The organism is Treponema sp. Marseille-Q4132, assembly GCF_014334835.1.
In the GTDB taxonomy this organism is placed as follows: Bacteria; Spirochaetota; Spirochaetia; order Treponematales; family Treponemataceae; genus Treponema_D; species Treponema_D paredis.
On sequence record NZ_CP060591.1, the window covers coordinates 1,414,988 to 1,438,208 of the forward strand.

A 23,221-nucleotide genomic window follows, 5' to 3' on the forward strand; every position below is an offset into this window, starting at 1 on the left:
TTATAATTATTTAATAATCCTGCGTCTATCGGTTTGAAAAACATTGCGGAAAAAATCTCATGCGCCCCGCTCGCCGGCAAAGGCGCGCATCGGAAGACTTATGCGTATGCCCGTTGCAAATGCAAAACCCGCACAAAACGCACTCGCAAAAGAAAACGTCGAATCGCCGCTTTTTTTAAAAATCGTATAAGAGATGTCCTGCATAAAACGAATGCCGACGGAACCTGCGGCATGGGGCGGCGTACAAAACGATACTCCGAAAGTTCCCGAAAAAGCGGGAGAAGCCGTACGTTCGCCGAAAAAGGTCGGAGAACCGAGCGTAACGGCAGGACCGGCATAAGCGCGAATATTGTCGTTCAGCTCCAGGATGAATACGAGCGGAACCAAAACGATACCGCCGTTATACCCTTTGATCATCGTTCCGATTCCCGGCCGGAGCTTCCATTTTGAAAACGTTATGTCGGCACCGGAATCGATGCCGCGAAAATTCGCAAAAAAGCGATCGGGTTCGAAAAACGACCAATCTATCGCCGCAGAAAAACTGCAGATAAAATTATCGATAAGTTCGTTCTTTTTCGGGCCGGCGTCGACTTTTGCCGTATCTTTACGTACGGATGCGGACGACTCATCCCGATCCGATCCGCCGCTGTCGGCAATCGTTTTTTCGCCCGATTCTTTATCGCTTTTACCGGAAGCCGCCGTTTCCGCGTCAGCCGTCGTGCCGCTCGTTTTTTTTTCGGAATTCTCAGCTGAAGAAGGCGCATCGGTTTTTTGCTTATCGGAACCGTTCGACGGCTTCCCTCCCGCCGCACTTTTTGCCGAAGGAACAAATCTACCCGCACCGGCATAATAGGTTTTCCAATAGTGCTCACCGAGCGACGAAACGACAACTCCGGTTTTCGGCCCCTCGCTCGCCGCATGGATCATTTTACCTTTTCCGATATACAAACCGACATGAGTCATGCGCCCCGATGACGATGCGGAAAAAAAGAGCAAATCGCCCGCTTCGATTTCATCGTCCGAAATATGTTCGACAAATCGATATATGGCGTGAGAACTGCGGGGAAGCTGCACCTTCGCCGATTTACGCGCGATAAAATAGATAAAGCCGGAACAATCGAAGGATTCCGGTCCTACCCCGCCTGCCGCATAGGGCGAGCCGATATATTTTTTTGCTTCCGCAATAAGCGCATCTCGTTTCGCCTGAGCAGCTTCCGCTTTCGATTCGGCGGATGCCGCCGCGCAAAGAGTAATCAAAAATAGGCCGAAGTGCAGACGCTTCCGTAAAATTCTCATACTTCTATTATAGGCGAAAAGCGGGAATTTTTTCAGCGGATTTTTTACAGGAAAATAATTTTCATACAATTCCTTCCGGCGCCGGTTTAAAATCCGTTCAAATCGCATAAATTTATCCCCCGTTTTCGTGATTATGTGATAGAATAGTACATTATGACAAACACAAACAATCTTCCCTGGTCTTTTCTCGATTCATACCGAGGCAAAGTTTTCGACGGCGAATGGCCGACTTTTCCGCAAGTGTTCCGGATTTCCGCAGAACGGTTTCCAGACAGTCCGTGCTTTACCGATTTCGACGGCCCGAACGCTTCGAAACGGTCTTTCAGTTACGCGCAAGCACTGAAAAATATAGAATCGCTTGCTGCATGGCTCGCAGAGAACGGAGTTAAAAAAGGAGATCGGGTTGCCGTAACCGGAAAAAATTCACCCGAGTGGGCGATCGCGTATCTGGCAATCCTTTTTGCCGGCGGCATCGTCGTCCCGATCGATTACGCGCTGCGCGACAATGAAGTCGACAATCTTTTGCGCGTATCGGATCCGAAAATCATCTTCGTCGATGAAGAAAAATACGAATACTTCGCACGCAATGCCGCCTCTTTGAAAGTCATGTCGCTGAGTCCGAAATATCCGGAAACCTATGTTTGTAATTTAAAAGCCGACGGCAAAATCGAAGCGGACCGGGAAGCCGAAAGCGGCGACGTCGCGGCGATTTTATTTACGTCGGGAACGACGGGTACGCCCAAAGGCGTCATGCTCACGCACGAAAATTTAATAAGCGACTGCTATATCGCGCAGCTGAATTTCAGACATTACAACGGAGACGTATTTTATGCGCTCCTTCCGATCCACCACGCGTACACGATGCAGGCGGCATTTATCAATCCGCTGTCGACGGGAGCCGAAATCGTATTCGGAAAAAATATGGCCGTCTCCCGCCTCATGCGGGAACTGCGTGAAGGTAAGATCACCGTTATGCTCGGCGTGCCGCTTTTATACAACAAACTGCTCGCCGGCATAAAAAAAGGCATACGCGAAAAAGGCGTACTCGTCGCAGGTATCATGCGCTTTCTCATGGGATTCTCCTACCTCGTTAAAAAGCTCACCGGAAAAAATCCCGGAAAAGTGCTGTTCAAAGCGGTACTCCAACAGGCGAACATCTACACGCTGCGCGTCGCAATCTGCGGCGGCGGACCGCTTTCTTCGAGCGTGTTCAAAGCGTATAACGCCGCGGGCATCAATTTTATTCAAGGGTACGGACTCACCGAAACGAGCCCCATCATCGCGCTGAATCCGGTCGAACGTTTTAAAATCGAAAGCGTCGGAAAAGATTTTTATCCCTACGAAGAAGTTAAAATTCTCAATCCCGATAAAGACGGTATCGGAGAAATCGCCGTCAAAGGCCCGATGGTGATGAAAGGCTATTACAATATGCCGGAAGAAACCGCGAAAATGTTTACCGACGACGGCTTTTTCAAAACGGGCGATGTCGGCAAAATCGACGCCGAACGTTATATTTCGCTGTGCGGACGGGCAAAGAACATCATCGTCACGTCGGGCGGAAAAAACGTATATCCCGAAGAGATCGAAGATGCGTTCCAGCTCTACGACAATATTCAACAGATCACGGCGCAAGGTTATGTCGAAGACGACGAATCGAAATCGGAAAGCATAGAAGCGCTCGTCTATCCGAGCGACGAAGCGTTCAAAAAACTCGGTATAGAACGAGGCGATTCTTTTTCGAACGACGACATACGTCATTTGATCCAAGCCGACGTCGATGCGGTAAATCACACGCTGCAGCCCTATGCCAGGATCACGAAGATAACGATACTCGATAAACCGCTGGAAATGACGACGACGCTCAAAGTAAAGCGGAATTACAAAAAATAATAACGCATAAAGAGAATAAACGATGCCGGCCGATTTGCGAAAACAAGCCGGCGTCTTATCGTTTGCTCATAGCGGCGGATTTTTCATAGGCGGCTTTTACGGCATCGAATACCGCCGACCGGAAGCCGCCTTTTTCCAAAGCCGCAACCCCTTCGATCGTCGTGCCGCCGGGAGAGCATACGGCATCTTTCAGAGCGGCGGGATTTTTTCCGCCGGCAAGAACCGCAGCGGCAGCTCCTTTTACCGTCTGCGCAGCATAGACGTAGGCCGCAGCTCTCGGCATACCCGAGCGGACTGCGGCATCGGCAAGCGCTTCGATAAACACGAACGCGTATGCCGGCCCCGAACCGCTCACCGCCGTTACGCAGTCCATGAGTTTTTCATCGACGAGTTCGACTTTCCCCGAAGCTTCGAGGAGGGCGCGTACAGCGGCAACGCGCTCTTCGCTTACATCGCTTGAAGCCGCAAGGGCGGTCATCCCTTCTCCTACGGAAACGGGCATATTCGGCATAATGCGCACGGAGGGTTTTCCGGAAGCTTTAGAGAGCGCTTCAAGCGGAATACCGGCTACCATGGAAACGACCGTCGCATCGTCTTTGAGAGAGTTCGAAATCTCTTCAAGTACGGAAAGAACGCAAGCGGGCTTTACCGCGATAAAAACGAAATCGCTTTTTCGGGCAGCTTCCGAATTCGTTTTTACTGCCGCGCACTTCGTTTCCGCCGCGATCGCTTCGGCGTGTTCGAAATGTTTCGCGCTTACTTTCACCGACTGCGGATCGATTTTTTTACACAGCGCGCGGAGGACGGCGCCTCCCATCGCACCGCATCCGATAACGCTTACCGTGATTTTTTTCATATCGAAAGCTCCCGCCATATCCGCCTCGCTTAAAAAAATTAATAATAAACGACCGATCGTAAGCACCGCCGTTTTCAAAAACACGTATTCAATGCCGGTTTCCAAAGACGATGGCGCGCGTTTCAAGACCGTCTGATATCCTGCAGCAATTTTTCTTGATCGGCAAAAAAGAGCGTGCCGCATTCCTTTCCCGCCGCGAGATTTTCAAGCGCAGTATCCGTACCCTTTGCAAGGAGGAGCGGAATGCCGTACGACGTCGAAAGTTCGGCCGCTTCGAGTTTCGTTTCGATGCCGCCGGTACCGAACGAATTCGTCGCACCGATCGTAATCGATTTTCGAAGAGAAGCGATATCGGTTACCGTCGCAACGAGTTTTGCGTCTTTGTTCGTTTTGGGATTGTCGGTATAAACGCCGTCGATGTCGCTGAATAAAATCAAAAGATCCGCGCTCCACAAAACCGCCGTCAGCGCGCTCAGATTGTCGTTGTCGCCGATCCTGATTTCATCGAAAGACACCGAATCGTTTTCGTTGATGATCGGAACGACGCCCTCATCGACGAGCGTAAAAAGCGTATTTCGTATATTGAGCGTGCGGTGATCGTTCGTAAAATCGTCTTTTGTCAAAAGCAGCTGTCCGATATGCAGACCGTATGTATTGAACGCGCTCCGCCATCTGTCCATGAGTTCGACCTGCCCGATTGCACACAGCGCCTGCCGGTAGTGAACGTCGCGTTTACGCGCCCACTCTTTGATCGTCGCGAGCCCGCTGATCTGCGCACCGGACGACACGACGACAAGCTGTTTGCCGCAGTCTATGAGCGCTTTCGCCTGACGCGCGAAGTTTTCCATAAAACCGTCGTTCGGCAAACCCGTCGCATCCGCAAGCGTATTGCTGCCGATTTTAATAACGATTTTCCGCGATCGATTAATAATTTCCGCGATCGCTTTTCCGTTTACCGCTTCCGTTTCGCTCATCGAATTTGTCCTTCGCCGTCTATGACGTATTTCGTCGTCGTCAGCGCTTTGATACCCATAGGCCCGCGCGCATGCAGTTTTTGCGTGCTTATGCCGAGCTCCGAACCGAAGCCGAATTCACCGCCGTCGGTAAAGCGCGTCGATGCGTTGACGTAGACACAGGCGGCATCGACTTGCGCTTGAAATTTGCGGGCGTGAGAGAGGTCGTTCGTCACGATGCATTCGGAATGTTTCGTGTTGTGCGCGTTGATGAATTCGATCGCTTCGTCGACCGAGGCAACGGCACGAACGGCGCACACGTAATCGAGAAACTCGAATCCGAAGTCTTCGTCTTTCGCACGCACGACGCAGTCCGCCCCGTAGAGTCCGCCCTTTGCAGCTTCGTCTTTTTCTGCGGCGGCTTTCAAAATCGGATAGCACACATCGTCCGCGCGGAGCTGCACACGGCCGGCCAATTTTTTTTCAAGCAGCGGCAAAAAATCATCCGCGATTTTTTTATTGACCAAAATACATTCGATCGCATTGCACGCGCCGGGACGCTGAATTTTTGCGTTTTCGGCAATGGACGCCGCCGTTCCCGCATCAGCCGTTTCATCGACATAAAGATGACATACGCCGCTTCCCGTTTCGATGACGGGCACGCGCGCGTTTTGCACGACGTTTTGTATGAGCGCTTTGCCGCCGCGCGGAATCACGACATCGATTTTCCCGACGGCGTGCAAAATCTCCGTGACGTCTTCGCGGCTTTCGCTTTCCGAAAGTTCGACCGCTTCGGGAACGCCCGCTTCCTGCAATCCGTCTTTGATCGCACGGACGAGCGCTTTATTCGATTCGAGTGCGGAAGACGATCCGCGCAGCAAAATCGCATTGCCGCTTTTGTATGCGAGGCAAAATGCGTCGACGGTAACGTTCGGCCGCGATTCGTAGATGATAGCTGCGACGCCGAGGGGAACGCGCACTTGGCGTATCCGCATACCGTTCGGAGTCGTCCAGCCGGCGACGACTTCACCCACGGGATCTTCCTGCGCGATGACGATGCGCATACCCGCAATGATATCGTCTATTTTTTTATCGTCGAGCGAAAGCCGTTCGACAAGCGCGCGCGGCATACCCCCCTTTTCGGCGCGGCGGACGTCAAGCGCGTTCGCAGAAAGGAGCGCGGAACGGCCGGAATCGATACGGGCGGCAACGGCAAAAAGCGCGCGGTTTTTTTGTGCGGCGGTTTGCAGGGCAAGTTTTTCGGCTCCTCGGCGGAGAGAAGCGCATACACTGTTTAAATCCATTGCCAGCCTCAAAAAAGAAAAAGCCGGGAACACGCTGAACCCGGCCGCATTTTAATAATTTGCAAGGAAGTACATTCCGAGCAAAATAGCATCGCGGCATTTCATTTCGGGCCAATCGGCGCTTCTCGGCAGGCTGCCGACGTACCACCAGTAAGTGCCGAATTCCGGATCGATACGAAGCGCATATTCGTTGAAATCGTCCGTGTGAACCTGCTCCCCGAACATAAGGTATACCGCATTGTAGAGGATATCAAGGAACGGAGCATAAGAAGCTTTCCACGTTTGTGCGGAATCGACGCGGAATTGTTCAAGCTGATACAGAATACGTTCTTTTAATTCGATATCCGTTTTTTCAACCCATGTTTTTTGAATAAGCAATGCAAGATTATTTTTAAAACTTACCGTCAATTTGGCGTCGTCATTCGCGCTATTTCGCGAAAACGATCGATTGTCAAAGCCGAATGCTTGTACGATGATATCCGTTGCACCGGAAAAATCTTTTTCATCATTCGATGTGACAAATACGGAAAGGGCATCGACGGTTTTTTTATCAATAAACTCTTCTATCGACCAGACCATATAATAATAATATAATATTGCCGACCTTTATTCAATAAGCCGCTTTCTTTATCGGTAAGGGTCAATAGGTAATTAAATTATCCATTGCTTACACCGGCATTATGCTTCAACGAGACTGCTGCGGATAGCTTCCACCGCTTCGACGACTTTCGGATCGAACTGTCTGCCCGACAGCCGTTTAATCGAATTGACCGTTTCATCGACCGAAAGCGCTTCTTTATACGGACGTTTGCTCAACAGCGCGTCCAGCACATCCGCCGCCGCCATAATGCGCGCGGCAAGGGGAATATCGGTTCCCGAAACATGCTGCGGATAGCCTTCGCCGTTCCACCATTCGTGATGTCCGAGCGTCATAGCACGCGCGGTTTCCGTGTATTCGTCGGTTTCAATACCCGAAAGATATTTTTCAATCAAATTCGCTCCGTACAGCGGATGTTTCCGTATCATATCGAATTCCTGCTCCGTCAGCGGTCCCTGCTTCGCAAGAATATCTTCGGGAATGCTTATCTTTCCCAAATCGTGGAGCGGCGCGGCTTTTACCATCGTATCGATAACTTCGTCGGTAAGTTCGTCGGTATAATAGCCGAGTTCTCGCAGCTTCAGGCAGATGCGCCGCACGTATTTGCTCGTACGTTTGATGTGTTCTCCCGTCGTATAATCTTTCGATTCGACGAGGTTTGCAAAACCCGCGATGAGCTTTGTCTGCATGTCGCGGATACGGATATCCTGTTCATACTGTTTTTGAAGACTCGCGTGCGCCGTCGATACGACGTTGTACATAAGAATAACGCAAAATACGTATTCGAGCGTTGCCCCGGTACCGTATGTTATAAACCAGCGTATACCGTAGAGCGCTCCTGCAGGATAAGGCTGCGCCGCACAGCTTCTGATATACAGCGATATCATCATCATGATATAACAGGCGATAAAGACCCGATACGTAAAGCGTTTGTTGTAATACACGCAGCTTAATATGGGCACGAGTACGTATAAAATAAAAACCGATATACCCGGCACGATTGAAAGAAAGATAACGATCGTCTCGAGCATGCCGAGCGCGAGATATTTTGTATGATGAGTATAGGGAACAAAGCGTATAAACAAAAACAAAAAAATGCTCGTAAGGGCAAAATAAAGCGTATATGCGAATAAAAGCGCATAATTCGCTTTCGGAAAGATATTGAAATACCGCGCTGCGAGCATAACGGGACCCGCAAACGTAAATAGACTGTACAACTTCACAACGACGGTATTTACCCGTCGTTCGTTTTCGTCAAAAAAATTGACGCTTGAGTCAGGCTGCATTGTAATTCTCTCACTTTATAACTTTTTAAAATGAAATATTTTAAAAGCACCGCTGAAAAGCTGCGGCGCTTTTAGAGCGTATAGTATATGCATTTTTTATAAAAGTGTAAATAGTATAATAAAGTAATTAACCGCTTTTCCTCTTTTTTTCTTTACAAAATCGATATAATCGGATATATTAGTTTCTCAGTAGGAAAATATGAAAATATCAACACGCGGCAGATACGCGCTCCGCTTTATGATCGACTTGGCGCAGCACAAACAGGACGAATTTATCCCTTTAAAAGACATATCGGAACGGCAAAGCATTTCGATAAAATATCTCGAACAGATCACTTCGCTTTTAAGCAAATACGGACTTTTGCAAAGCGTGCGCGGACCGCAAGGCGGATACAAACTTGCGCGCCCGCAAAACCAATACACCGTCGGCGAAATACTGCGCATCACCGAAGGCGATTTGGCACCGGTGAGCTGTTTGGAAACCGAAGCGAACGAATGCTGCAGACGGTCAATATGCGCAACCCTCAAATTATGGGAAGGTCTTGAAAAAACGATCAATTCGTATCTCGACGGTATAACACTCGATCAGCTTACCGCGGCTCCCGAACCCGTCGATTACAGCATTTAAAACAATATGGCTGAAAAAATCGCATCGAAAATAACCGATCTCATCGGGCACACTCCGCTCGTCGAAATCAAAAATACGCAAAGGCGGCTTGCGCTTCATGCGCGCATTCTCGTAAAGCTCGAATATTTGAACCCTGCCGGCAGCGTAAAAGACCGCATTGCAAAGTCTATGATAGACGACGGGATAAAAACCGGCAAAATTAAAAAAGATTCGGTTGTCATCGAACCGACGAGCGGCAATACGGGTATAGGTCTCGCATCGGTGTGCGCGAGCTGCGGTCTCCGCCTCATTTTGACGATGCCGGAAACGATGTCCGCCGAACGGCGCAATTTACTGAAAGCGTACGGTGCCGAAATCGTACTTACCGACGGCACTCTCGGTATGAAAGGTGCGGTCGATAAAGCCGAAAAAATCGCAAAGGAAACGCCGCACAGCTTTATTCCGAGTCAGTTTACCAATCCCGTAAATCCCGATACGCATTTCAAAACGACCGGTCCCGAGATTTGGGAAGATTCGGGCGGACACGTCGATGCCTTTGTAGCGGGCATCGGTACGGGCGGTACCCTTTCGGGCGCCGGAAAATTTTTGCGCTCAAAAAACAAACGCATAAAAATCTTTGCCGTAGAACCTGCAGCATCCCCGCTTCTTTCAAAAGGCTACGCCGGCTCGCATAAACTGCAAGGACTCGGAGCGAACTTTATTCCCGAAACGCTCGACAGAAAAATCTACGACGAAGTCATAGCCGTTAAAAACGAAGATGCGTTTTCCGCTGCAAGAGAATTCGGAAAAACGGAAGGTATACTTGCCGGCATCTCCTCCGGCGCAGCGCTCTATGCCTCATACGAAATCGTCAAGCGGCAGGAATTTAAAAATAAAACGATCGTCGTTTTGCTTCCCGATTCCGCCGACCGCTACCTCTCGACGCCGCTGTTTATCGACTGAATCGAATAAATGATAAAATAAAATAAAGAAAAACATACGTAAACACCACGGAAATCAAGTTTTGCCCAAAAGCGGTAATAATGCTTGAGGATTCATAAGTGCACGGAACATAATCCCGTTTAAAGGCAGCTTCGATTGTGATTCACGTTTGTGTATGCGGATTATGTTAAGCGCAAACTTGTGCAGCATATTGAGATTCTGTTGTACGTTCTTACTCTGCACCCTGCATCTGTCCTCGTCAAAATGTACATCCAACAGCCAATGCATCGATTCCACCGACCATTCCTCTCTTGCATGATGGAGCAGCTCTTCCGCTCGTAACGCTTTACTTGAAATATAATAATGCCATTCTTCCGTCACCCCTTTACTCGTCTCAAATCGTGTATGCACTGCTCCAATACATTTGAGTTCCGGCCATACTCGTCCTCCCGGCTGCCATGAAACATCTGCACTCGTATACGCACTGCGCCTTTCCTTCCGCCCATGTCCCTTTTCCGTTCGTGTGATGCTGTCCATCGTCACTCTCAGCTTTGTATCCTGAACATACTCCGCGATATCGTTCATAAGTGCTTCCTGATTGCCCTTCGCACTTAACAAATAATCCGCTTTTGCCTCAATTATCGCCTCGGCAGTCTCTATTTGACAGTTCATTGCGTCCGCGACCACCATACAGCCCTGAATTTCAAGCTCTTTTATCAATTCCGGTACGGCAGGAATCTCATTACTCTTTGATTCGACCGTTCTTTGGGCAAGCGTCAACCCCAATTCCCCTATCTGTGCACTGATGATATGCAAGGGACTGTCGTATTTTTTCATCTTTCCCGTTGAGCGGATAGCTTTTCCGTCTATGGCTATCGTCAACGGCTGCTTCTTTTTCTTCGCGCTTTGTTCTTTCTCTTCCGTCTCAAGTTTTGCTGCAAGAGCCGGTACAACCGAAGCTACCCATTGTTTCATACACTCATTCAATGATTCCGGCCGTATGATTCCAAGCAGGCTTAACAGCCACCAATAGCACGGTATTCGTTTGATTCCGAACGTTTCTGCCAAAAATGTTCTGACATGTTCGGTCGTTGCCCACTCGTGGATTTTCTTTACGCTTTGCAAATCGCACAAGCTTCCCAAAATCACGATGATAACCGCGTCTTGTACGCTGCAAAAATACCCGTCGTATTCCCGTTCCGTCTCAAGCACTGCAAGTGCTTCTTCTAATGTTTCCCACCTCATACACTTACTTTAGCACTTTATCAACTTTTTAAACAATACTCGAGCAAAAATTGATTTCCGTGCGTAAACACTTGATTTTATATGAAAGCTGTTGTATTATCGTTTTTGAAAGACTTGTATCGATGCGGAGTACTTCAAACGGCCGGTTTCCGGCACTGCTCGCGTATGCAAATCCTTCACGATGAATAAAGAAAGAATCCCGATATAGGAGCTAAGGCAGGTTATCCTGTGGCAGTCGGTTCAAATCCGATCGTCTTTGTTCATCTTTTTTTCAATTTTTCCTCTTTTTCTCTCAAAATTCCTCCATTTCACCTATAAATGCGCGTAAATCTTTTCGTTTTCGGTTTGACATTTTGAAGATTGTACGTTACTATGTATACTGAATTATTCTATACCATGCACACAAGGAGACGAAGATGAATACTATCATTTTATTCATTGTTCTCCCGATTGCAGGAATTATTCTTGGATGGATTATTAGATGGCTGTATGCCAGATTTCAACTATCTGCGTCAGAACAAAAAGCTGAACGTGTAAAACAGGATGCAATTCGAGAAGCTGAAGCACAGAAAAAAGAAATTTTGCTCAATGCAAAAGATGAACTCATTCGGGAACGAAACCAGCAGGAACGGGAAAACAGAGAACGACGGGCCGAAGTACAGCGCTATGAAGCCCGCGTAAATAAAAAAGAGGAGCTCCTCGATCAGCGGGCTGCCGATTACGAAAAGCGCGACAAAGAAGTTGCCGACCGCGTCGAAACGCTGAAAAAGCGCGAAGCGTCGGTTATGACGCAGGAAGAAGAATATCGAAAGCGTCTGGAACACGTGTCGGGGCTTTCACAGCAGCAGGCAAAAGAGCTTATCATCAAAAACCTCGAAAACGACGCCCGCCACGATGCGCAGGCTCTGCTCAATAAAATCGAGCAGGAAGCTCAGCTTACGGCGGAAAAAAAGGCGCGCGACGTACTCGTAACGATCGTTCAGCGCCTCGCGCCGGAAGTTACGAGCGATATCACCGTTACGACGGTATCTCTTCCGAGCGACGAGATGAAGGGCCGCATTATCGGGCGGGAAGGACGCAATATCCGCACGCTCGAAACGCTCACCGGTGTCGATATCATCATTGACGATACGCCGGAAGCGGTTGTCATTTCGTGCTTCGATCCGGTGCGCAAAGAGATCGCAAAGGTGGCGCTCGAACGGCTCATATCCGACGGCCGCATTCACCCCGCGCGGATCGAAGAAATCGTGCAAAAAGTTACGCACGAGGTGCAAAATAAAATTTACGAAGAAGGCGAAAAAGCGCTGTTCGATTTGGGCATCCACAATATGCCGACGGAAGGCGTGCGGGCGCTCGGGCGGCTTTATTTCCGCACTAGCTACGGACAAAACGTACTCACGCACTCGAAAGAAGTGGCGATGATTGCAGCCGCCCTCGCTGCGGAAATCGGCGGAAACCGAGAACTTGCAAAACGCGCGGCACTGCTCCACGACATCGGCAAGGGAGCCGAAACGGAAAGCGATCAAAATCACGCGGAAATCGGCGCGGAAATCGCACGGAAAATGGGCGAGGATCCCCGCGTCATCAACGCGATCGCCGCTCACCACAACGACATCGAACCGACAAGTACGGAAGCGGTGTACGTACAGATCGCGGATGCCATTTCGGCCGCGCGGCCGGGAGCACGGCGAGAAACGATCGACAATTACGTCAAGCGTCTTGAAAACCTCGAACAGACGGCGGAACGTTTTTCCGGCGTAGAAAAAGCGTACGCGATTCAAGCCGGTCGCGAACTGCGCATCCTCGTCGACAACGCGAAAGTGGGCGACGAAGAGGTAAAACCGCTCGCACAAAATATCGCAAAACAGATCGAATCGGATCTGCGCTATCCGGGCAGGATCAGAATCACGATGATACGCGAAACGCGCATCGTCGAGTACGCTCGGTAAAAACGGAAGTTTCCGACGGCACGCTGCACACAGGCATGCCGCCGGCTGTATTCGCCGATTCGGCGGATAAAACAGGCTTTGCAATTTTTGCAAAGCCTGTTTTGTTTTTAAACGATTTCACCGCATACCGACAGCAAAACGCCTTTCCATTGTCCGCCGCGGATGCTAAGATGGATTACAGATAGCCTAGCAGGCGCGGGACAAATAAAATCAATTCGGGAACATAGGTCATAATCAGCAGCGCAACGAATTCGGCGGCGATAAACGGCAGCGACGCCTTCGCAACCCTTTCAAAGCTTACGCGAGCTATGGGAGCGGCAGCAAAAAGGCACACACCCATCGGAGGAGTTACGAGCCCGATATTGAGATTGACAAGGAGCACCAACGCAAAGTGCAGCGGTGTAATACCGAGCCGAATCGCAACAGGCAAGAGGATCGGAGCAATGAGCATGACATTGACACCTGCATCGAGGAGCATACCCGCGATAAGCAAAACGCCGTTCATAATAAGTAAAAATACGTATTTGTTCTGCGTAAAGGCGAGAATGCCGGTCGCGATTGCGGCGGGAACGCGCTCTATTGAAAGTACTTGTGCAAAGAGTGCGGCCATAGAGATGAGCAACAAGATGACGGAACCGGCAACGACGCTTATCTTTAAACTTTCCCAAATATCTTTCAGTGTCAGAGTTTTCAGTATAAACATACCCGCAATGATCGCATAGAGACACGCAACCGCGGCAGCTTCCGTCGGCGTGAAGTAACCGGAAAAAATTCCGACAATGAGAATTATCGGGCATAAAAGCGCAACGATCGATTTCCGCAATGTCGTCACAACAAATTTCGCCGTAAGTTTTTCCGTTCTGCGGGGATGGTGCTGTTTAATCGCATAGTAAAAACACATAATCATCAGCGCGAGAGCGATCATCAAACCGGGAATAAATCCCGCCGCAAACAGAGCGCCGACGGATTCGCCGGTACACGTCGCGTAGATGATCATAACGATCGACGGAGGAATGATGGGGCCGATAACCGATGACGTACACGTGACAGCCGCCGAATATTCGGGCGTATAGCCTTCTTTCGTCATCGCGGGAATCAAAATGGAACCGAGTGCAGCCGTATCGGCGACTCCCGCGCCGGTTATGCCGGCAAAGAAAACGCTCGCAACGATGTTCACCTGCGCAAGCGCTCCCGGAATCTTTCCGACCAGAATCCTCGAAAATTCGATAAGGGCATCGGTAATTTTCGACCGATTCATCAATTCACCGGCAAGTATAAAAAACGGAATCGCCAGCAAAACGAAGTTATCGATGCCGGCATATAATTTTTGTCCGATCATTTCCATCGGAACTTTGCTTAAAAAGAAAAAATAAAAAAGAGATGTTCCCCCGAGAACAAATGCGATCGGCAAACCGATTACCAAAAGAAGTACGAAGATTAAAATCAATATACTCATAGTTTCCGCCTTAACTTCCGATTGTCGCGTCGGCAATCGCCGCAAGCCGCTTATCGAATAATTTTATCAATCCGCCCAGAAGCTGGATGAACATCATAAAAAAACCGAGAGGCAAAAACATTTTCACATAAATCATGGATACGGGAATGATATCGCCTTTCAGATTGACGGTACGCATTGCAGCCAAAAAACAATAATAGCTGAAAAAAATACACAGCGTTATGCCGCACAGATATGCGATTGCAGTGCAGATTCTCGCAACGGGAAACGGCAGCCGGGTAACGATGATATTTACACCGACATGCGATTTATTGTACAACGCAGCACTCGCTCCGCTGAAACACATGGCAATCAGTCCCCAGCGCGACAATTCTTCCGTCCATGAGGGACTCTTTCCCATAAAACGTCCGCTTATTTCGATAAAGAGAACGACAAAAACCGATAAAAGCAAAAGCCCCGAAAGTACGGTTGCAATTTTTGCCGTCGTTTTGCATATTTTGTCGACGATATCCATATATATTTCCTTATTCAATAAAATTGACGGAGGTTAAAAGCGCCGCTGAAATCGTACGGCGCTTTTAACTGCGAGTTTTTTTCGGAAACTCGCGGATATACGTGTACGCCGCTCGAAACTTCGCGCTTACGCGCTCGTTGCGGGGCTTACGCACTAATTGTAATGCTCCTAAATCCGAAGATTTACTCGCCGTACAATTTTTCGGACAGTTTCCTTAGCGGTCAGATCAATATCCGTATTTCACTTCCGATTTTTTGATTTCAGCAAGGAATTCGTCAACGACGGCATCGCCGACTTGTCCCCGAAGCCACGTATATGTCGGAGCGGCTGCATCCTGAAATTCTTTCAGTTCTTCAGCCGTCGGAACGTATACTTCCATCGTCTGACGGATAACATCGAAATCGAGAACGCGCGAAGCAAGATCTTCGGCCGCACGGTCTGCCTGTTGTGCATGATAAGCAGCACGCTCGATAATGCGCTGCTGCTCGGGAGTAAGTTTATTCCAGAACTTCGAATTGATCATTACGAAGTTTTCGCTCCACGTATGTCCGTCAAGCGTGATGTATTTTTGTACTTCGTACCATTTATTTGCGACGATGTTCCACACGGGATTTTCCTGTCCGTCAACGACGTTCGTCTGGCATGCCGTATAGATTTCTCCCGATGCAAGCGGCGTTGCGCTTGCCCCCATCGCTTCGACCATCTTAACATAGATCGGACTCTGCATGACACGGAATTTCAACCCTTTCATATCTTTCGGCGAATGGATAGGGCGCACGTTGTTCGTAAAATGGCGCGTTCCGTTTTGCCCGACGGAAATCATGCGCATTCCGCTTTTTTTCTCAAGTTCTTTGCACATGCGTTTCCACATGGGACTATTATCAAAAAAATCCCATGCGACTTCATCGCCCTTAAAAACATACGGGAGAAAAATAACTTGAAGTTCCGGCATTAAAGCCGAAACGGTTCCTGTACAGGTTACCATTTCGATACTGCCCGACATGCACATTTCCATCGTCGCTTTCGTATCGCCGAGCATATTTCCCGGATACAATTCGACGGCGATTGTATTATTGGAAAGCGATTCGACCATGCTTTTGAATGTGAGCGCATAGGCGTGTTCCGGCAGCGGAAGGCGTGCGATATTCGGCCACGTCGCGGTATCGTAATAACAAAATCTGATAATGACATCGGCTTTTGACGTATCGGAATCTCTGAGCGAAACATCACCTATACCCGCTTTTTCCGAAGCTGCCGGAGCTCCCGACGCATCGGCGCGTTTTTTACAGCCGGCGAAAACCAGCGTTGTCAATGCGACTGCCGCGAGCAGTGTTTTTACCGTACATTTCATAGAAACCTCCTTTACTTTCCTATTTTAGAACCGGAAATCTTTGCATAATATTTTGCAAGTCCGCTGTGATCGTCCGAACCGCATCCGTCCGCATGAAGAATTTCGAACATTTCCTGAACGTTCGCCGTAAGGAGCATAGGTGCTCCTACTTTGTGACCTGTCTCAAGCGCGTTATTCAAATCTTTAATGTGCAGATCGATCCTGAATCCCGGCTTGAAATTTCCTTCGATCATCATCGGCGCCTTTGCGTTCATAACCGTCGAGCCGGCAAGACCGCCTTTGATTGCCTGAAAAACCGTTTCAGGGTCGACACCCGCCTTTTTTGCAAGCGTAAGCGCTTCCGCCAAAACCGCGATATTGCCCGCAACGATCATTTGATTTGCAAGTTTTGTCGTATTGCCTGCGCCGACATCTCCGCATAAAACGATTGAAGCGCCCATACATGAAAGGATCGGTTTCATCTCTTCAAACAACGCTTTATCGCCGCCGACCATAATCGAAAGGCTTCCGTCTATGGCTTTCGGTTCTCCTCCGGAAACGGGAGCATCGAGCATGCGGACGCCTTTTTTCTTACAGGCTTCACAGATCTCTTTGCTGGCAAGCGGAGCGATCGAAGACATATCGATAAGGATGAGACCAGCTTTTGCTCCTTCAAGCACACCGTCTTTTTCCATAACAACGGCTTTAACATGCGGAGAATTGGGCAGCATCGTAATAACGACGGGACATTCCGCTGCAATCGCGGCGGCATTTTTTCCTGCGACAGCGCCGTCACGCACGGCCGTCTGCAGATTTTCCGCAACGATATCGTAAGCGACGACTTCATGTCCCGCTTTTAAAAGATTTTTTACCATCGGCTTTCCCATAATGCCGAGTCCGATAAATCCTATTTTCATAATATCTCCCATAAAAGGTTTTCATCTCCGAATCGAATGTTTTATCACTTACACAGCATCGAAAGCGCTTTGGCAACGATATCTTCCGGCATCAGATGATAGGCCTCAAGCAATTTGTCGTAATTTTCAGCGCTTGTACCGAAACAATCGTCGACGGCAACCATACCGATCGGAATTCCCGTTTCACACAAAACTTCAGCAACGGCCGAACCCATACCGCAGTATTTATTATGCTCTTCCGCCGTTATAACGGCTTTCATACCTTTCACATAAGCTTTCAATCGCTTAACGTCGAGCGGCTTAATCGTCGACAGATTGACAACTTTCGCGTCGATATTTTGTTTTGCCAAAATTTCCGCCGCTTTAAGACTCTGCGAAACCATGACGCCGCATGCAAAGATAACGATGTCTTTCCCGCTTCGAAGCTCGGTCATCTTACCGATGGAATAACTCGTTTCGGATTCGGTAAGCACGGGCAGATCCGCGCGGCAAATTCGGATATACACCGGTCCCTTACAGGTGAGCGCCGTTTTCATCATCTGATGTACTTCATGCGCATCGCAGGGACACAAAACCGTCATGTGCGGAAGAACGCGCATGAGCGCTATATCGTCGATACTTTGATGCGTTTTCCCGTCGCCGTAATCTGATAAACCGGCCGAAGAGCCGCAGATAATAACATGCAAATTCGGAATCGCGATCGACGAACGTATTTGATCATACGGCCGGCCGGAAGAAAAAACTGCAAACGAACTCGCGAACGGAATCTTTCCCGTAAGCGCAAGACCCGCCGCCGTCGATATCATGTTCTGCTCGGCGATTCCCATTTGAAAATAGCGATCGGGATATTTTTTGCCGAAAGAAATACTCATCGTCGATTTTCCGAGATCGGCTTCAAGAGCTACAATGCGATTGTCTTTATCGCCCAAAGCGACGAGCGCGTCGCCGTAGGCCTTCCGCAAACTTTCGACTTTCATTTTGAAGCCTCCTTTTTCATAATTTCAACACAGTTCAGCGCTTCTTTGTACAGTTTTTCATCGAGGGCGGCATTGTGGAACTGCGCCTTGCCTTCGGCAAAGGGGAAGCCCTTGCCTTTCACGGTATTCGCAACGATAACGGTCGGCACACCTTTTACGGAATCGGCTTCATCGACGGCATCGAGTATCTGAGTGATATCGTGCCCGTCGATTTCTATGACATGCCATCCGAACGCCGCAAATTTCCCCGATATGGTTGTCATAGGGAATACGGCGCGTACGGTATCGGTCGCCTGCACATCGTTTTTGTCGATAAAGAGACAGAGATTGTCGAGTTTATAATTTGCGGCGCTCATCGCCGCTTCCCAAATCTGCCCTTCGGCAAGTTCGCCGTCGCCGCACACACAAAATACTTTCGCGCCGCTTTTATCGAGTTTAAGCGCCGAAGCAATACCTGCCGAAATGCTTAAGCCCTGACCGAGCGAACCGGTTACCGCTTCAAGGCCGGGCGTTTTATCAATATCGGGATGTCCTTGCAGCATACCGCCGAAAGTTTTTACTTTTTTGAGCTCCGCGCGCCCGAAATATCCGAGCTCAACGAGCGCGGCATATTGGGCGAGTACGGCGTGACCTTTGCTCAGCAAAAGACGATCGCGATTTTTCTTTTTGGGATTCTTCGGATCAAGATTCTTCATACGGTAAAAATACAATACCGACAGAATATCGCAGATCGACGAACTGCCGCCGAGATGGCCGACTTTTCCGGGAGGAATCATTTCAACGACATTCCCCCGCATTTTTGCAGCCATCAGTTTCAATTTTTTCACATCAACATCAGACCTCATACAGCCTCCTAAAAACTATTTAATAACAGGTAACTCCGCCGTCCACCGTCATCGCAAGCCCGTTTATAAACGACGCGTCATCTCCCGAAAGAAATAAAACCGCATTTGCAACATCCTGCACCGAACAAAGCCTGCCGAGCGGTACTTCGCCGAGTCTTTCCGCTTTACGCGCGGGATCTTTAAAGAGTGTCTGCACAAGCGGCGTGTCGACCGTGCTCGGATGAATCGAATTGCAACGTATGCCGAATTGTGCGTAACGCGACGCGACGGCTTTTGTCAGCAGCGTCACGGCGCCTTTTGAAGCCGTATACGCTTCAGGCGTATACTTATGCCCGACAAGGCCGCACACCGAAGACGTATTGATGATCGCACCGCCGCCCTGCTTTTTCATTACAGGAATGACGTATTTGCATCCGAGAAAAACCGAACCCGTGTTGACCGACATCATCGTATTCCATTCGGAAATGTTCATCTCTTCGATCGGCTTTCTGATATTGATACCCGCGTTATTGACGAGGACGTCTATCCTGCCGTACCGTTCGACTGAATCATCGACGACGCGCTTCCAATCTTCTTCTTTCGTCACATCGATTTGCATAAACGAAACGGCATCGTATCCCGCCCGTTTAAGCTCTTCGAGTTTTTCGTTTCCGGCGTCGGAAGCGACATCGAGCATAACGACATTCGCTTTATTTTTAAGCAAAACTTCGATCATCGCAAATCCGAGTCCGCCGGCGCCTCCGGTGATCAATATCGTTTTTCCGCTTACGCTCATGCTACACCTCCAGCATAACTTTGAGCATTTTACCGTCTGTGTTGTTTTCAAGCGCTTTAAATGCCGCCACACCGTCCTGCAGTTTATACGTGTCGGTAATCATCGACGACACGTCGATAACTTTATTTTGGAGCAATTCCACACATTTTTTGAAGCCGTCGAAATCGTATACGTAGCTGCCGCGAACGGAAAGCTCGGTCGTAACGATTTTTTGCATATTGATTGAAACGATCTTTTGCGCATTGCCGATCCAAATAGCCGTACCGCCGATTTTCAGCGCATCGAGAGAAGATTCCGCCGTAGCCGAGATTCCCACAGCTTCGATTGCAAAATCGCATTTTTTCCCGTCCGTCGCCTTTTTGATTGCTTCTTCGAAATCGCCGGAAGCAGGGTTCACGACCGTATGCGCACCCATCTTTTTCGCCGTTTCCAAGCGGAATTCCTGCGTATCGCTCACGATGATGTGTTTAGCCTTCCGATAGGAGAGCATAGCCGTCACAAGCAAGCCGATCGTACCGGCGCCGATGACAACGATATGATCGCTCGCTTGGAGTTCTTCGTCGCTGATTTTATAGACGGCACGGTATGCGACCGAAAGAGGCTCGGTCATAGATGCGATATCGTACGGAAGCTTTTCCGGTGAAAACGGGATCAAATATTTTTCATCGATGGCAACGTATTCGCACATCGCGCCGTCCGCCGAAAGCACACCCATACAGATTCCGGAAGTACACACATTTACGAGTCCTTTTTTACAGTATTCGCAGGTTCCGCAAAACGGCTTCGGAAATACGACGACGCTTTCCCCTTTTTTAAATTTTCCGCCCTCCGGCGCTTCGGTTATAACGCCCGCAAATTCATGTCCCATAATCATCGGAGGCGTTCTGCGCCCCGTTTTACCCATATAACCTTCAAAATCGGAACCGCATATACCGCACACCTTTACTTGAATAAGGTACTGCCCTTTTTTCGGCACCGGCACAGCGATATCACGTAATTCCATCATTTTATCGGCCGTAAAATACAATGCTTTCATATATGCACCTCTAATTAGATTATAAGTTATGATAACATACAGTATATCAGCTGTCAAGAAATTTTTTAACAATATAATTCATTGTATTATAGGCAATTATATAAATTTTTTGTAATAATACTTAGATAATTCTATGGAATTATTGAAATATGAATTGCTGATTTTATTTATCATGCAATATACTTCCCTAAACATATATTATATGGTATAATCACAAATAATATGATTATAGACTGGACATAAACGGAGAAAAAAATTATTATAGTGAAATCTCAAAAGAAAATAAAAGAAAAATGATGTTACGACAGCGTATTGCAAAAGACATGGAACATAAAATACTCAGCGGAAAATGGAGCTTGCATTCCGCTATTCCCGCCGAAAGTCAGCTTTGCAGCGAATATCACGTAAGTAAAACGACAATCCGATCGGCACTGCAAGATTTGGAAAGCAAGGGATTTATCAAAATAGCACAGGGAAAAAGAGCGGTCGTTATTTCCCGGAACGGTACATCGCTCGCTCTTATACCTCCGCAAACCGTATACAGCAAAGAATATATTCTTTCGGCGCTGGAATCGCGCATGATTTTCGAGCGCGGCATTGCGGGTCTTGCCGCCGAGCGCATAACCGACGAAGAGATTGCAGAACTTCAAGCCTGCTACGACGAAATGCTTTCAACGACGAACAATATACCGCGCCATGCCGAGGCGGATTTCAAATTTCATATGCTTTTGGGAAAATTCACAAAGAACCCGCTCATCCTTATTCAGCAAAGTGCAATGCAGGATTATATGCTGCCGCTTATGAAAAGCATCGTGAGTATTTTAGGAGCGGCACTCGGAATCAAGTACCATAAAATCCTGCTCGAAACGATGCAGACTCATAACCGCACGGAAGCGGAAAAAGCGATGGAAGCACACTTGCTGTCCACGATAGAAAATATTTCCGCTTTTTTTAACGAACATCCGGATATCACTATCAACGTCGAAGCATCTTAACAAGCGACTAAGCCGCCCTTCAAACAAGCTAACATTCCTCTCAAAGCGCCGCCTTTGTGAGTGCAGACGAATTCCGTCGTCACCGCATGCCGGCAGCGGAACGCCTTTCATCATCCGCCGCTGACGATAAGACGGGCAGCTCTACACGGCATACCCGTCGAATAACGCCGTCAACACTGTCTGCGCTTACGGTTAATTTTTTACGATAACGATCCCGCCGAGCACGAGCAAGTGCCGCGAAAGCGTACTGAGCCAGCGCAAAACGGAATCGATACTCCCCGACGGCAGTGCGCCCTTGCCGATAAAGTCGAGCAGCACGATCGCCGCGATCCACGCTATCATGATGATAACCATAAGAATCGTGTCGATCGGAGAACTGAACGTCACGAATATGCGGAGCAGCAAAAAAAGTCCCGCAAGCACTTCGATGATTCCGAACACGAGGCAGATGATCCTCGCCATGTCTCCACCGGTAACCGATTTTACCGCCGCCGCGATTTCGTTGCCGTTTCCGCCCTGCAGCGTCCAAATTCCCGTCACAAAAAAATACAAACCGAGCGCGATCTGAGTAAGCATATACCCGATCGAATGCCGTTCTGCCATACCGATACCCCCTAAAATATTTAATAATAATCGAAAGTTTCAAAAACCCTGTTTTCGGCAACTTTCATTAAATTATTAATTAATAATTTAATCTAATTTACAATACGGAATTCATGAAAAACAAGTTTAATATCTTCGGCAAATGCAAAGCCTACGATCTCTCCCTCGTCTTCCAAATACCCCTTCTCTTTTTCACGCCACGCTTCAAGCGATTCGTCCTCGCCTTCCGCGATTACCATTTCGCGCGTCACTTCACAAAACGGAACGATCCGTACGGAAGTCAGCTCGATAATACACCGCGGACTACCGCTTCTGTCAAGCACCACGTACCTTTCTCCCGATGAGGGGAGCTCTTCATTATCTATAATATACGAAGCATAACTTGAAAAAAACGCCGTCTTTTTTCCCGTAAGAACAAGCGCGAGCAGTTCGTCGCCGAAAAATCCCTCCGCTTCAAAACTCATTTCACCGGCGCAGCACTTGTCGGAATTATATCCTCTTTTCTGCAAAAATTTTTGCCAATAAGACGCGGCTTCGGCCGTCATCGGTTCCGCCTGATCATAAGGATAAACGCGACGATAAAAAAACAGCTCGGTACGACGGCAAATAAAAGCGTCGGAAGCGGAATGCCGGCGACGCTCAACGCACCCGGAAGGATGACGCCGAGTTTTGTCATCATATCGTACACAAAACTCGCATACGATGTTACGACACCCGCAGCGAGCGACATCCATGCGGCATCCCGCGTTTTCGACCACAGCATGATCGCACAAAACGCCGAAATGCCGCCCAGTACGAGTTTAACAATCGACAGTACTATATCCCCTTGCGCCATTGTTTTCCCCAA

The 23,221-nt window shown here is 48.6% G+C and carries 23 protein-coding genes; 5 read left to right on the top strand and 18 right to left on the bottom strand.

Annotated features, from left to right (window positions below; all coding sequences use genetic code 11):
• Positions 1–57: 57 nt before the first annotated feature.
• A complete protein-coding gene (locus tag H9I35_RS06435; protein ID WP_187418617.1) occupies positions 58–1,296 on the bottom strand; it encodes a C40 family peptidase in 1,239 nt (412 codons plus the stop codon).
• A 153-nt stretch (positions 1,297–1,449) separates the two neighbouring features.
• On the opposite strand from H9I35_RS06435, the gene H9I35_RS06440 reads away from it, so the two are divergent.
• Positions 1,450–3,186, top strand: a complete 1,737-nt coding sequence (locus H9I35_RS06440; protein WP_187418618.1) for an AMP-dependent synthetase/ligase — start codon at positions 1,450–1,452, stop codon at positions 3,184–3,186.
• Between the two features lie 55 nt (positions 3,187–3,241).
• Here H9I35_RS06440 and proC read toward each other — a convergent pair whose 3' ends face one another.
• From proC to H9I35_RS06465, 5 genes are all read right to left on the bottom strand, one after another.
• Positions 3,242–4,042 carry a pyrroline-5-carboxylate reductase gene (proC, locus tag H9I35_RS06445; protein ID WP_252722616.1) on the bottom strand — a complete coding sequence of 267 codons (801 nt, stop codon included), beginning with the start codon at positions 4,040–4,042 and terminating at the stop codon, positions 3,242–3,244.
• A 122-nt stretch (positions 4,043–4,164) separates the two neighbouring features.
• On the bottom strand, positions 4,165–5,016 hold the full coding sequence (proB, locus tag H9I35_RS06450) for a glutamate 5-kinase (protein ID WP_187418619.1): 852 nt from the start codon (positions 5,014–5,016) through the stop codon (positions 4,165–4,167).
• Positions 5,013–6,299, bottom strand: coding sequence for a glutamate-5-semialdehyde dehydrogenase (locus H9I35_RS06455; RefSeq protein WP_187418620.1), 1,287 nt, complete (start codon positions 6,297–6,299; stop codon positions 5,013–5,015). Before H9I35_RS06455 ends, proB begins: the two co-directional genes overlap by 4 nt.
• Before the next feature lie 51 nt (positions 6,300–6,350).
• The gene (locus H9I35_RS06460) at positions 6,351–6,878 is read right to left on the bottom strand and encodes a hypothetical protein (RefSeq protein ID WP_187418621.1); all 528 of its coding nucleotides are present in this window, start codon (positions 6,876–6,878) and stop codon (positions 6,351–6,353) included.
• Positions 6,879–6,977: 99 nt separating this feature from the next.
• A complete protein-coding gene (locus H9I35_RS06465) occupies positions 6,978–8,120 on the bottom strand; it encodes an HD-GYP domain-containing protein (protein WP_187418622.1) in 1,143 nt (380 codons plus the stop codon).
• Between the two features lie 262 nt (positions 8,121–8,382).
• Here H9I35_RS06465 and H9I35_RS06470 point away from each other — a divergent pair, with 262 nt between their 5' ends.
• Entirely contained in the window at positions 8,383–8,811 is a 429-nt protein-coding gene (locus tag H9I35_RS06470; protein WP_187418623.1) for an RrF2 family transcriptional regulator, read from the top strand.
• Positions 8,812–8,817: 6 nt separating this feature from the next.
• Positions 8,818–9,753 (top strand): cysteine synthase A, encoded by a 936-nt coding sequence (cysK, locus tag H9I35_RS06475; protein WP_187418624.1) that lies wholly within the window; start codon positions 8,818–8,820, stop codon positions 9,751–9,753.
• Between the two features lie 54 nt (positions 9,754–9,807).
• Here cysK and H9I35_RS06480 read toward each other — a convergent pair whose 3' ends face one another.
• Positions 9,808–10,977 (bottom strand): ISAs1 family transposase, encoded by a 1,170-nt coding sequence (locus H9I35_RS06480; RefSeq protein ID WP_187418599.1) that lies wholly within the window; start codon positions 10,975–10,977, stop codon positions 9,808–9,810.
• Between the two features lie 416 nt (positions 10,978–11,393).
• Between H9I35_RS06480 and rny the strand changes: the two genes are divergently transcribed.
• Positions 11,394–12,926, top strand: a complete 1,533-nt coding sequence (rny, locus tag H9I35_RS06485) for a ribonuclease Y (RefSeq protein WP_187418625.1) — start codon at positions 11,394–11,396, stop codon at positions 12,924–12,926.
• A gap of 175 nt (positions 12,927–13,101) precedes the next feature.
• Here rny and H9I35_RS06490 read toward each other — a convergent pair whose 3' ends face one another.
• From H9I35_RS06490 to H9I35_RS06525, 8 genes are all read right to left on the bottom strand, one after another.
• Positions 13,102–14,382 carry a TRAP transporter large permease gene (locus tag H9I35_RS06490; protein WP_016521411.1) on the bottom strand — a complete coding sequence of 427 codons (1,281 nt, stop codon included), beginning with the start codon at positions 14,380–14,382 and terminating at the stop codon, positions 13,102–13,104.
• 10 nt (positions 14,383–14,392) lie between these two features.
• Entirely contained in the window at positions 14,393–14,896 is a 504-nt protein-coding gene (locus H9I35_RS06495) for a TRAP transporter small permease (protein ID WP_187418626.1), read from the bottom strand.
• A gap of 226 nt (positions 14,897–15,122) precedes the next feature.
• A complete protein-coding gene (locus H9I35_RS06500) occupies positions 15,123–16,247 on the bottom strand; it encodes a DctP family TRAP transporter solute-binding subunit (protein WP_187418627.1) in 1,125 nt (374 codons plus the stop codon).
• Between the two features lie 11 nt (positions 16,248–16,258).
• Positions 16,259–17,143, bottom strand: coding sequence for a 2-hydroxy-3-oxopropionate reductase (gene garR / locus H9I35_RS06505; RefSeq protein WP_187418628.1), 885 nt, complete (start codon positions 17,141–17,143; stop codon positions 16,259–16,261).
• Between the two features lie 44 nt (positions 17,144–17,187).
• Positions 17,188–18,120, bottom strand: a complete 933-nt coding sequence (locus H9I35_RS06510; protein WP_187418629.1) for a transketolase family protein — start codon at positions 18,118–18,120, stop codon at positions 17,188–17,190.
• Positions 18,117–18,965 (bottom strand): transketolase, encoded by an 849-nt coding sequence (locus H9I35_RS06515; protein ID WP_016521406.1) that lies wholly within the window; start codon positions 18,963–18,965, stop codon positions 18,117–18,119. The genes H9I35_RS06510 and H9I35_RS06515 overlap by 4 nt, the downstream gene beginning before the upstream one ends.
• 19 nt (positions 18,966–18,984) lie before the next feature.
• Complete coding sequence (locus H9I35_RS06520) at positions 18,985–19,740, bottom strand: SDR family NAD(P)-dependent oxidoreductase (protein ID WP_187418630.1); 756 nt, start codon at positions 19,738–19,740, stop codon at positions 18,985–18,987.
• A gap of 1 nt (position 19,741) precedes the next feature.
• Positions 19,742–20,776, bottom strand: a complete 1,035-nt coding sequence (locus tag H9I35_RS06525; RefSeq protein WP_187418631.1) for a zinc-dependent alcohol dehydrogenase — start codon at positions 20,774–20,776, stop codon at positions 19,742–19,744.
• 293 nt (positions 20,777–21,069) lie between these two features.
• Between H9I35_RS06525 and H9I35_RS06530 the strand changes: the two genes are divergently transcribed.
• Positions 21,070–21,771 (top strand): FadR/GntR family transcriptional regulator, encoded by a 702-nt coding sequence (locus H9I35_RS06530; protein ID WP_187418632.1) that lies wholly within the window; start codon positions 21,070–21,072, stop codon positions 21,769–21,771.
• 192 nt (positions 21,772–21,963) lie between these two features.
• Here H9I35_RS06530 and H9I35_RS06535 read toward each other — a convergent pair whose 3' ends face one another.
• The 3 genes from H9I35_RS06535 to H9I35_RS06545 form a co-directional block, all read right to left on the bottom strand.
• Entirely contained in the window at positions 21,964–22,374 is a 411-nt protein-coding gene (locus H9I35_RS06535) for a hypothetical protein (RefSeq protein ID WP_187418633.1), read from the bottom strand.
• A 92-nt stretch (positions 22,375–22,466) separates the two neighbouring features.
• Entirely contained in the window at positions 22,467–22,919 is a 453-nt protein-coding gene (locus tag H9I35_RS06540; RefSeq protein ID WP_187418634.1) for an ASCH domain-containing protein, read from the bottom strand.
• A complete protein-coding gene (locus H9I35_RS06545) occupies positions 22,916–23,209 on the bottom strand; it encodes a hypothetical protein (RefSeq protein WP_187418635.1) in 294 nt (97 codons plus the stop codon). Before H9I35_RS06545 ends, H9I35_RS06540 begins: the two co-directional genes overlap by 4 nt.
• Positions 23,210–23,221: the final 12 nt, after the last annotated feature.

Bases quoted from the DNA above. Each gene is read 5' to 3' on its own strand.
- H9I35_RS06490 (WP_016521411.1), bottom strand. From the start codon at position 14,382: ATGAGTATATTGATTTTAATCTTCGTACTTCTTTTGGTAATCGGTTTG.
- H9I35_RS06460 (WP_187418621.1), bottom strand. From the start codon at position 6,878: ATGGTCTGGTCGATAGAAGAGTTTATTGATAAAAAAACCGTCGATGCC.
- H9I35_RS06515 (WP_016521406.1), bottom strand. From the start codon at position 18,965: ATGAGGTCTGATGTTGATGTGAAAAAATTGAAACTGATGGCTGCAAAA.
- H9I35_RS06510 (WP_187418629.1), bottom strand. From the start codon at position 18,120: ATGAAAGTCGAAAGTTTGCGGAAGGCCTACGGCGACGCGCTCGTCGCT.
- cysK (WP_187418624.1), top strand. From the start codon at position 8,818: ATGGCTGAAAAAATCGCATCGAAAATAACCGATCTCATCGGGCACACT.
- H9I35_RS06540 (WP_187418634.1), bottom strand. From the start codon at position 22,919: ATGACGGCCGAAGCCGCGTCTTATTGGCAAAAATTTTTGCAGAAAAGA.
- rny (WP_187418625.1), top strand. From the start codon at position 11,394: ATGAATACTATCATTTTATTCATTGTTCTCCCGATTGCAGGAATTATT.
- H9I35_RS06495 (WP_187418626.1), bottom strand. From the start codon at position 14,896: ATGGATATCGTCGACAAAATATGCAAAACGACGGCAAAAATTGCAACC.
- garR (WP_187418628.1), bottom strand. From the start codon at position 17,143: ATGAAAATAGGATTTATCGGACTCGGCATTATGGGAAAGCCGATGGTA.
- H9I35_RS06470 (WP_187418623.1), top strand. From the start codon at position 8,383: ATGAAAATATCAACACGCGGCAGATACGCGCTCCGCTTTATGATCGAC.
- H9I35_RS06455 (WP_187418620.1), bottom strand. From the start codon at position 6,299: ATGGATTTAAACAGTGTATGCGCTTCTCTCCGCCGAGGAGCCGAAAAA.
- H9I35_RS06500 (WP_187418627.1), bottom strand. From the start codon at position 16,247: ATGAAATGTACGGTAAAAACACTGCTCGCGGCAGTCGCATTGACAACG.
- proB (WP_187418619.1), bottom strand. From the start codon at position 5,016: ATGAGCGAAACGGAAGCGGTAAACGGAAAAGCGATCGCGGAAATTATT.
- H9I35_RS06435 (WP_187418617.1), bottom strand. From the start codon at position 1,296: ATGAGAATTTTACGGAAGCGTCTGCACTTCGGCCTATTTTTGATTACT.
- H9I35_RS06520 (WP_187418630.1), bottom strand. From the start codon at position 19,740: ATGAGCGTAAGCGGAAAAACGATATTGATCACCGGAGGCGCCGGCGGA.
- H9I35_RS06545 (WP_187418635.1), bottom strand. From the start codon at position 23,209: ATGGCGCAAGGGGATATAGTACTGTCGATTGTTAAACTCGTACTGGGC.
- proC (WP_252722616.1), bottom strand. From the start codon at position 4,042: ATGAAAAAAATCACGGTAAGCGTTATCGGATGCGGTGCGATGGGAGGC.
- H9I35_RS06525 (WP_187418631.1), bottom strand. From the start codon at position 20,776: ATGAAAGCATTGTATTTTACGGCCGATAAAATGATGGAATTACGTGAT.
- H9I35_RS06440 (WP_187418618.1), top strand. From the start codon at position 1,450: ATGACAAACACAAACAATCTTCCCTGGTCTTTTCTCGATTCATACCGA.
- H9I35_RS06480 (WP_187418599.1), bottom strand. From the start codon at position 10,977: ATGAGGTGGGAAACATTAGAAGAAGCACTTGCAGTGCTTGAGACGGAA.
- H9I35_RS06535 (WP_187418633.1), bottom strand. From the start codon at position 22,374: ATGGCAGAACGGCATTCGATCGGGTATATGCTTACTCAGATCGCGCTC.
- H9I35_RS06530 (WP_187418632.1), top strand. From the start codon at position 21,070: ATGATGTTACGACAGCGTATTGCAAAAGACATGGAACATAAAATACTC.